Origin of the sequence: Sutterella sp., assembly GCF_052272535.1 — a bacterium.
GTDB lineage: Bacteria > Pseudomonadota > Gammaproteobacteria > Burkholderiales > Burkholderiaceae_F > Sutterella.
This window is the reverse complement of record NZ_DAVZJY010000310.1, coordinates 1-2,174: the sequence shown is the minus strand read 5'-3', so window position 1 is coordinate 2,174 and position 2,174 is coordinate 1. Positions and strand designations below refer to the sequence as shown.

General features: G+C 59.7%; 1 protein-coding gene and 2 pseudogenes. 2 read left to right on the top strand and 1 reads right to left on the bottom strand.

Annotated elements, in window-relative coordinates; genetic code table 11:
- Positions 1–436: 436 nt before the first annotated feature.
- Positions 437–1,006 (top strand): annotated as a pseudogene (locus tag ACT6Y9_RS10565) (transposase).
- Positions 979–1,436 (top strand): annotated as a pseudogene (locus tag ACT6Y9_RS10560) (transposase). Before ACT6Y9_RS10565 ends, ACT6Y9_RS10560 begins: the two co-directional pseudogenes overlap by 28 nt.
- A gap of 167 nt (positions 1,437–1,603) precedes the next feature.
- On the opposite strand, the gene ACT6Y9_RS10555 reads toward ACT6Y9_RS10560, so the two are convergent.
- The coding region (locus ACT6Y9_RS10555; protein WP_443744501.1) for a hypothetical protein at positions 1,604–2,174 on the bottom strand (571 nt) is incomplete at its 5' end.

Here is a 2,174-nt window from a genome sequence, read left to right as displayed (position 1 = left end):
GTCGCCTTATATCCCCGCCATGAATGACGGGGCTTTACGGCTCGGTTTGGTAAAGTAATTTGTGTCGTGGGGATAATACGTCGTCCCTGACGGCGCTCCCCTTAGGACTACAGAACCATGGCCACCGCTTCCCATACTCCCGCAACCCCGCGCAAGCGTCGCAAGACCAATGATCCCATCGATCCCCATGATCCGATCGCTGAGAGAATCACCCGGAAGGTCATGCAGGGCGGCCCAAGCTTCTCGATGAGGAGGGCTTCTTCAGGGCGGTGAGAAGCGTCGCCCGAGCGGCTGCTCGAGACGACGCTTGCCGCCTGGCTCACCCATCACCTTGACGGCAAGAGCGTGGCCGCCTGCGATGACGCCGAGGAGAGGCCCGAGGAGAAGCCTGATGGGAAGCCCAGGAACCAAGCGCAACGGCAGCACGCCCAAGACGGTGCGCACCCCCTTTGGGAGATCGACATCCGCACGCCTCGCGACCGCCTCGGTACGTTCGAGCCCGCGTTGGTGCCCGAAACACTCGCGCACGATAAAGAGGCTCAATGAGCAGATCATCGCCATGTACGGGCGCGGCATGACCGTGCGCGAGATCAGCGCGTATCTCGAGGAGCCCTACGACATCGAGTCAGCCCGAGTTCATCAGCAACGCTACGGAGAGCGTGCTCGAGGACGTGAATGAGTGGGAGTCGCGCCCCCCCTTGAGAGTGTCTATCCACTGGTGTTCTTCGACGCACTGCGCGTCAAGATCCGCAGTGGCGGGGGCATCAAGAACATGGCCGTGCACCTTGCCCTCGGCGTGAATCGCGAAGGTCGCCGCGACGTGCTCGGCATATGGGTGGTGGAGAACGAAGGTGCGGCGTTCTGGGCGGGCGTCTTCAGCAGTCTGAAGACCCGCGGCGTCGAGGACATCCTGATCGCCATCACCGACGGGCTCAAGGGCATGACGGCGGCGTTGGAGTCGGTGTTCCCCAAGACGCGCTGCACCAGACCTGCATCGTCCACCTGATCCGCTCCTCCACCGCCTTCGTCAGCCACAAGGACCGCAAGGCCGTCTGCGATCTGCTCAAGCCCATCTATCAGGCAGTGGATGTAGATGCGGCGCAGCGCGCTCTGGAGGCGTTTGAGGCCTCCGCCATGGGCAGGCGCTACCCGGCTATTGCCGAGGCCTGGCGCAGGTAGTGCCCTTCTTCCAATTCGCCCCGGAGATCCGCCGGCTCATCTACACGACCAACTCCATCGAAGGACTCAACCGCGCCGTCCGCAAGGTCGTCAAGACAAGGTCGCTGTTCCCAAATGAGGCGGCCGCCAAAAAGCTGATATTCCTTGCAATCCGGAATTTCACCAAAGACTGGAAGCGGGCGCCGATGAGTTGGAGCGCGGCAATGCCGGCGTTTGCGGCCACCTTCGGCGAGCGTTTTACGGGAGACCAAGGATGAGCGCCGCCATTTCTTGCGCTCCCATCGGCGGCGGCGCAGCGCTGTGGGGTGTCGTTTCAGGTCGCCCTACGGGCTCCCTTCCACATCACCCCCCAGCGCTCCCTGAAATCGACCATCTAACCCGACCTTCTCTTTAAACCAACTCAATCCTCAAGACACAAAGTACTTCACACTCCATTCAAAACCCAATACTTGTTCTTGTTCGGCTCGTTTTCATTCTTCAGTTCCAGACGTGCTGTTGTTTGGGTTTCACTTGTCTGGAAGGTGGCGTTGCCTTTGGCATCGTAAATCACGGTCAACGTGAACTTGGTGACGGCGATGGGCTTATTCTTATTGGATTCTTTGGCGTCCGCCTTATCCGCGAGGAGAATGTCGATTGTTCCGCGACAGCTGGTGCCTGTTCGGCATACCCATCCCTTCCATTGTTCGCGGCTGATGCGCCAGATGACGTTGCTGACGTCAAGACCGGCGTTGGCCATGGCACCGGCAACGATGTAGGTAAGGGTGGTCTTGTAGTTTCCTGCTTCCGAATCCAACTCAGCACCTGTGCCTCTGACAAAGAGATCGGACAGGCTTTTGTATTCGCCCAGAACCATCGGATCATGGAATGCTGACTTGAACCAGTCCACAAAGGCGAGGCCGTCCGTGCGCGTGACGATCATCGAGCCGGGGGCGTGAATGGAGCAAGTGACGGTGAAGAAAAAGCCCTTGTTGCTTCCTGCGGGAGTCGTTTTAATG